The organism is Candidatus Obscuribacterales bacterium, from assembly GCA_036703605.1.
In the GTDB taxonomy this organism is placed as follows: Bacteria; Cyanobacteriota; Cyanobacteriia; order RECH01; family RECH01; genus RECH01.
Genome location: DATNRH010000367.1, coordinates 1 through 6,249, shown reverse-complemented (window position 1 = coordinate 6,249; position 6,249 = coordinate 1). Strand labels below are relative to the sequence as shown.

General features: G+C 51.3%; 4 protein-coding genes. 3 read left to right on the top strand and 1 reads right to left on the bottom strand.

Annotated elements, in window-relative coordinates:
- The coding region (locus V6D20_07745) for a hypothetical protein (protein ID HEY9815676.1) at nt 1-376 on the top strand (376 nt) is incomplete at its 5' end.
- Nucleotides 377-575: 199 nt separating this feature from the next.
- Here the strand turns inward: V6D20_07745 and V6D20_07740 are convergent.
- Nucleotides 576-4,211 carry a hypothetical protein gene (locus tag V6D20_07740; protein ID HEY9815675.1) on the bottom strand — a complete coding sequence of 1,212 codons (3,636 nt, stop codon included), beginning with the start codon at nt 4,209-4,211 and terminating at the stop codon, nt 576-578.
- 1,023 nt (nt 4,212-5,234) lie between these two features.
- Here V6D20_07740 and V6D20_07735 point away from each other — a divergent pair.
- Entirely contained in the window at nt 5,235-5,426 is a 192-nt protein-coding gene (locus V6D20_07735) for a hypothetical protein (protein ID HEY9815674.1), read from the top strand.
- Between the two features lie 614 nt (nt 5,427-6,040).
- Nucleotides 6,041-6,249 (top strand): hypothetical protein (locus V6D20_07730; GenBank protein HEY9815673.1); only part of this gene is annotated, 209 nt, incomplete at its 3' end.

The window sequence follows — 6,249 nt, the reverse complement described above, 5'->3', positions numbered from 1 at the left end:
AAGCGCCATCACCATGCCACCAAAGAAGAAGAGGCCCAAGGTACAGCGACTCAAAGCAAAGAGAGATCTGACAGAAGAACTGAGTGCCATAGCCTATCCACCACCAATAAAGGAACCTACTCTTGCAGATGACAAGGAGGTTTCTTGGAGGAAAGGACTTCCTGCCCTGAAAGCCAGGACAGATGCTGTAGCGTCAATGCTCGAGGCGCAGATGCCTGGCATTGTGCTCCCAGGAAGACTCCAACCTGACGGCACCACTGCTCCTGGACCTGTTCTTCCCTTTGTACAGCAGGTGTACAAAGGAACTCCTTCGCGTGGTTTTAGTAGATATCTCGTCCTGCAGACAGAAATCATTAGGAAGAGAATGCGATCCTGACCACTGTGGTGCCCAAAAGGAATTCGACGAGCTTTTCAACATATAGTGCAGGGCATGACGACCAGCGCCACAGAAACAAGAAAGGACAGAGGAGACCTGTAAAGGCGCTCCAGGGGAGGGCCAGTACAAGAACACACAGCTGTAACCTGTTAAAGTGACTATGGATTTAATTTAATAGTAAAAAGGGAAAACAAAGACTCTAAACAGCCACTCCATCATCACTGGGAGGGACCATGGACGGGTCCACCAGGAAGGGGAAGTAGCGAAGCTCCATTCTGCTGCTGCGAGGACTTGTCCTGCCAGGGATACCAATGTACACAGTGTTGGCAAGAGAGCCCTCTTTGGCTCTGACAAGGTAGAAGAGAGGCTTGCAATCAGTTTGCTTGCATTGAACCCAGCCCTGGGGGCTCACAGCGCAGACATGCCAGTTCCTTCCCTCCACTACCAAGGGGGTGCTGTCCGGAAAGTTCTCCTGCAGGAAAGCTTTCCTCACTAATGGGCCCATTTCATGCTTCTGAGAGCCAATCAGAAAGAAGGAGACCAGAAAATGCATCTTGGCGAGGGACTGCGTGGGGAACACAAAGTGATTAGACCAGTTCCCACTCTCAGGTGGGTCCTTCTCTTTGGGAACCACAACAGCTAGAGTGCCAAACCGTGAGGCAATCAAATCAGAAAAGGTATGGGCATTCTTGTTAGAAACAGACAACTTAATCCCGGTGCTAGTTGTGAAAAAAGCTGAATGATATGTGCCTCTGCTTCCATTACCAGCATGACTCGGAACACAAGTGGCCCTGTGAAACTGGAGGGCATCATTGAACAGGTGTTTTGGGGCACAACCATCAGAGGGGAACAGGGGACTTGACTCATAGGTCTTCTTGACCCTCTTGGCGGGGCTGTCATGGACTGGACCAAAAACAGAGTTAATGACGGCCCGACAGGCCCTGTAGAACTCCACCTCCACAAATTTGATAGAGCTTTGGTTGGCCACAAGCTCAAGTTGACGCAGAGTTGGCAGGAGCTGTCTCACATCGCTAACCACAGGCACCAGAGAGACAGAATCAGACATCATTTGCTGCAGAGCTTCATTAATGTTTCTCGTGGGGAGATTGCGCAATGAATAGGTTCTGACTATTGTTTCCAGAGCATTCTTCTTGGACATGGGTTGCGTGACTCTCCTCCTTTCCCTCTTGCTCAAGTTGCGCTGTGGGGTGTCAAAGACAACCTTGGCAAAGTCCCCATTGGGTGTGGGTGACACCTGCCTGGATTTCCTTAGGGGATTAAGCCTACGCCTGGATACTGGAGTGCCCTCCAAGGCAGAGGTGCTGCGCTTCCTCCCACCAGTTGGAGGCAAGCGAGGGTCGTATGGAGGTTTCTCGTCCACATCAAGGTCCTCAAAAGGGTCGTATGGAGGTTCCTCGTCCACATCAAGGTCTTCAAGAGCATTGTCAGTGTGACAGCCACCATCCTCTTCATCTGCATCTTCCACAGCTGCAGCAGCTGCCAGGGCAATAGCCTGACTGGCCGCAATACCACTGCTCCTCTGAGGCCTGCTGATGCTTCCCACGCCACGACCAACCTCTAGGGCCACCAGGGCATCTGGTGCCCTGGCATGAGCAGCAACAGGGGCGTGCGCACCAGCACCACCAGGAGCCGCGCCCCCAGGAGCCCCAGCATTCGCTCCTCCTCCTGCACCACCTGCCAGAGCAGCAAGGCCTTGAGCAGCACCACCATTTCCAGCAAGGCCTTGACCAGCACCACCATTTCCCCCTAATCCTCCTCCCCCCATGCGTCCATTGCCATTAGGGTTGACCAGTGGAGGCCCTTGCTGCCCAAAAATGTCCAGGACCATTCCAGTGAAAATCTCATTTGCCTCAAAAAAATCAGTCCCAGCTCTTAAAACTGGGAGAGCCATCTGATGCAGGTGCCTCATCTGTTCTCGGAAGGGTTGCCTGCCAGGGATGCGGGCACAGTAGGACAACACAACATACCTGTCCTTTGCTGTACAGTCGGCCATGTCTGAAATATTGAAGGTCCTGTCCCCAAACTCCAATTCTGGGTGGGCACTCCAGTATGGGCTGGGCATGGTTGGCCGTCGAAAAAGTGGTGGTCGAACAATCTCACTTATGAGCCTGCCAGGTATGTGTTCAACAAGGTTGGAACGCAAGACACGGCTACTTCCCTCTTGAACAGCATACCAAAAGCCTCCAGAGTATGAGCCATCATAGGGTGTTCTGTCTCTGTTGGACTCGCAACAGACACCCTCCATCACATCCAGAGTGACTCCATGCCTTTTACACATCCCCTTTTGAAAGGACTGAGCTTCAGCCAGTTTGGCACCTTTGCCAAGTTTCCTGAAGAAGGCACTGTTCTTCTCCACCATGGCAATGGTGAGTACACCAGCCTGGGTGAGCAGGCCAAGCTGAGCAGCAGCACTGGCAATGTGCTGGGCCCTTAACCTGCCAAGTTGTGGAAGGGTAGAAATCCTGTCAATGAGAGAGGTGGACCAGGCAATCCTCTCCTGTACAGAGGAACTTTGGATCCGGTCATCATTGGAGAATTCATCTAAAATGGCCGACAGATTCTGGAAGGCAATAGCATAGTCACTTTCCTTCACAGCACCATTGTTACTTGGCTGGGTCCTGGAAAAGGAGCCAGAAAGTGGCTTACCAAGGTATGAACCCAAGACCCTGAAGGCTTCATGAAAAAGAGAGACGTTGTCTGGAGGCAGTCCATGCCTCGCAAAATGCATGGTCACCATCACCATGTGGGTGACATTGGAGATGGTAGAGAGAAGGTAGAGGAGCTCAATCATCTGCCTTTGGGACAGAGACCGGTTTATATGTAGATGGTGGATGGCACTGGACAAGGGAGACATGAAGGTGATGTTCTTGCTGCAGGAGGCCTCAGTGAAGAAGGTTAAGGCCACCACTGTTCTTTCCTGGTAGTCCCAAACCAAAGTAAGCCCATCACCACCAAACCCCTCCAGGTACCTGGGGATGGATTCAAGAGAGGTCACCCTGAGATGGTTTGGCCTAGAATTGAGGAAATTGTCTATTTTTGCTGCAAAGGGCTCATACACATCAGTCCTGCGCAGTGCCTGGTCAGTGGAGATCCTGGAAGTGGTGACAAACTTTATCACAGCCAGAGTTCCATCGGCACACTTTCCAACAGGATGGGAAAAAGTGAGAAGTGGGGCCTTGAACACATTGTCTGAGTTGTTGCTGTCAATGTGCTTTGTGAGACTGCCACTGGGGTCAGATGTGTTAACAAGACCAGTGCCAGACTCAGTAATGTTCTCCTCCCTGAAGCCAAGAGGGTCCGATTCAGTGTCCTCATTCAGCAGATTAGAGGTGAACTTTTCATGGCCACACTTGACCTCCTTGGCCTGATCAGCTAGAGAGGTTGGGAGATACCGGAAGCCTCTGCCTTCAGAGCCAAACAAACCAGGCTTGCGTGACACCACGCCCAAGATGCGGGACCTAGGATGCTCCACCAACACACACATCTTGGAGGCAAACAGAAACAGTTCCTTGGCTTCACCGGTGTGGCTGGCAAGCCTAGGAGTACTGATGCAGAATTCGTTGTCATCTCTACCATTGTTCCGACTAGAGCAGTAACCGTAGGAGACACTCTTGGTGTTGCGGAATTTGTCAGAAGCCTCAGTCAAACCCAGGACACGTTTGCGACAGGGGTTGTCCTCTCTCAAGAGAGGAGAGGTATCCATCAGCTGCTTGAGCCCAAGTGCCATGAACTCAGCAGTTCCCTCATTGAAGACAGCATACAGTCGATTCTCGGGAGCAGGGGCGAAAGACTCATCCCTGTACACCACACTCAAGGGGACATGACTCTTCCTCTCAGTTAGGTCCTTCTGTAGGGCCCTCAAGTCAGACCAAGTGATATTTCCATGGATGTTGTGCTGTAAGAAGGACAAGAGATGAGAGCAACAGAAGGAAAGGCAGTAAACCATGAGAATACCATGAATTACACACGAGCAAATATATCAGGGGAGCTCTCAAACTAGCAGGAGCCCTGAGCCCAAGAGGCAAGAGGGATTCCATTGCTATTGGTGTTATCATTGAGCTAAGATTAGTATGAAGAGACAGCAGCCACGGAGACATTTCACAAGAGAGAGGAGCCTGAGTGGTCAATCAAAGAGGGCAGGGAAACCAGAGACTTTCTAATTGAGTCTTCTGGTGCCCGGCACTGTTCCCCGCCACACTCCTCCTGAACCAAAGCAGACACCTCTCCCTCACGTCAGATTAGAGCAGCAAAGAGGCCAGCAAACAGAACACCAACTCCAGGACACCAGCATCCACCTGTAAAAGAAGAGCAACCAAAAGACTGAAACCATGGACACGTATTTCAATGCTTGCGTTGTAAGAGCCACCAACGTACAGGGGCTGGTCGGCCTCCCCAGGTATTGCTCCAGCTACTTTGCAGGTCATTCAGCCCAATAAAGGGAGACAAGGAAGGTTGTGCCGGGCCTGGCCACCCACTAAGAGTGGTAGCCCCCTTCCCAATTGACCTGAGATTCGCCTTCCCAGCAACAAACCTGAAGAATTCAACATGACCCGCGCACCTCAGGGGATCCGACACCACTGCACTTCCACCGGTCCGAAGATTTTGTCTCAGACAATGGTCACTCCTCTCAGAGATGATATAGCTTGGCCCCAGTTCAACATTTCCCAGGCAGCAAACACAACAAGAAACAACACTGGCAGACAAACAGCCACACCACCACTCTGGCTGAATGGACAGCAGCTCCCAAAGTTGGACTCACTCTTTTAGCATCAAAGATGTAGTAAGCATGATGGGCATGAAAGTTGGTCTGGATCAGGGCAATCTCAATTAGGTGTTGATGATTGAGGATCTCATCAGGGATGCCATGGGGACAGGCCACAGTCCTTTTAAACTTGGTCTTGATCTGTTCATTGGACCAGCCATGACCTTCAGCGTTGGGTCCATAGAAGATGAAGTTGGCAAGGAAGGCTGGGCTGGTATCTTGGACTTCCTCCTCCTGCATCTCATCTCTGATGGGACGATAGGATAGATGGGTCTTGGGCAGAGCATAGGGCAAGGGCATACCAGACACAAAGGGGAGAGGTGGGATCCTTTTGTCCCACTCAAAGGGGACAAGCTGTTCCAGGACCTTTCCAGATGAGAGAAGGCGCATCTATCATCTAATATATTATCAGGGGGGGTTAGTTGACCAGTTACTGGATGGGTGGATGGATGGATGGATGGATGGACGGACGAACGACTTACTGGAACAGCAACAGGGACAGCCAACAGGACAGATGTCGGGCGGTGGAACAGCAACAGGGACAGCCAACAGGAGAGATGTCGGGCGGTGGAATAGGTCATTCAAATAGCAAATCATCTAATATATTATCAGGGGAGGAGCGTAGGGGGTTAGTTGACCAGTGGATGGATGGATGGATGGATGGATGGACGGATGGACAAACAACTGGGCGGATGACTTACTGGAACAGCAACAGGGACAGCCAACAGGAGAGATGTCGGGCGGTGGAACAGCAACAGGGACAGCCAACAGGACGAGAGATGTCGGGCGGTGGAACAGGTCATTCAAATAGCAAATCATGATCTAATATATTATCAGGGGAGGAGTGTAGGGGGTTAGTTAGTTGACCAGTGGATGGATGGATGGATGGATGGTTGCCCGAATGTGCGATCGACTTACTGGAACAGCAACCCGGAAGCCAGTGTGTGGGCGCGCAGTCAGAGTGCGCGGCAAATGGTTCAAACAACAAGTTTTTAAAGGATGAGGTGCAAATACTATCTTTAGAAAGGAAACACAAAAAGAGATGTCCAATAATTACCTTGTTTGGTGAATGGGCGAATGGGCAAATGGG